The 988-nt window shown below is 44.2% G+C and carries 2 protein-coding genes; both read right to left on the bottom strand.

Going from position 1 to position 988, the window contains the following annotated elements; genetic code table 11:
* Window positions 1-95: 95 nt before the first annotated feature.
* Window positions 96-659: a hypothetical protein gene (locus ABLU50_RS16205; protein ID WP_230354792.1), complete on the bottom strand. Its 564-nt coding sequence runs from the start codon at window positions 657-659 to the stop codon at window positions 96-98.
* A gap of 83 nt (window positions 660-742) precedes the next feature.
* Window positions 743-988: hypothetical protein (locus ABLU50_RS16210; RefSeq protein WP_348864861.1), on the bottom strand; the 246-nt coding region annotated here is incomplete at its 5' end.

Genomic DNA, 988 nt, shown 5'->3' on the forward strand with positions numbered 1-988 from the left:
AACACAACCCGCTACGGGGGAGACTTACCCGAAATCTGATTTATTCAACAAAGCCGTTTTTGGGTTGTAAGTTACAGAAATATGCAAGTTACACCTCAATGAATCATAACAGAGGTGCCATGATCGGCCAGCTGGCGCAGTCCATCCATGCTTATGTTACTGACATACGACTCCGGCTCTTTAGTCATCTGGTGAATGAGATGGTTCAGGTTAGATGCTGCAGAACGCGCTTTTGCTACGGTAAGTAGTGTAGGGCGCATGGCTTCTCGTTGCTCAGCACTGACTTCGCGATAAACATTTTTTACCAAGCCCTCAAGTCCACGCAACTGCAGTTCGCAAAGACTCACGGTTTCAGGTTGAAGCTCAGATATCACCTTATGGATATGATCGTAACCAGCCTTAGAAAGCATCCAGTAGGCTTTTTCTAAAGTTTCTCTCAAACCATCAATGGTTTGAATTGCGTCTGACACTTTTTGCTCAGGTTGCAACGTGCTGTTTCTTAAAATAGAAACATATCGGCCACCTGATGCACCACTATCCGCCGGCATTTGGTTAGGGCAACAAAAAGCTGTTGTCTGCTGCATCAGCAAACCAACGGCTGCGGCTACTTTCATTGAATCTAAAAAAGCCATTTTTTGTTTCCTAGTTGCTACTTTCATGCTCATAGCGACATTGTAGTTCAATTTCTTGTCGATTTATAGAGTAATCGACAATCATGGAGAGTAACCAAAAACGCTCTCGCCTACCACTTCGGAAAACCAAGCTCGTCATTTTCGACGAGAAGAGGGGCTACACGGTAGCGGTGTCCTTTTAGAGAAGATCGCTTTTTCGGAATTTCGTAAAATTCAGTGGCTGTATCAAACAGATAAAGCGCTTCGACTGGATTTGCGAAACACCAACGGTAACGGAACGGTGTAATTTCTTCGATATCCAGGTAATGGTGCCAACTTACTGATTTAGTGTATGATGGTGTTTTTGAGGTGCTCCA

The sequence above is a fragment of the Klebsiella sp. GG_Kp173 genome (assembly GCF_040062415.1).
GTDB classification, from domain to species: Bacteria; Pseudomonadota; Gammaproteobacteria; order Enterobacterales; family Enterobacteriaceae; genus Klebsiella; species Klebsiella quasipneumoniae.

What these genes read in the sequence shown, in the direction of transcription:
- ABLU50_RS16205 (WP_230354792.1), bottom strand. Translation starts at nt 659, where the DNA reads ATGAAAGTAGCAACTAGGAAACAAAAAATGGCTTTTTTAGATTCAATG.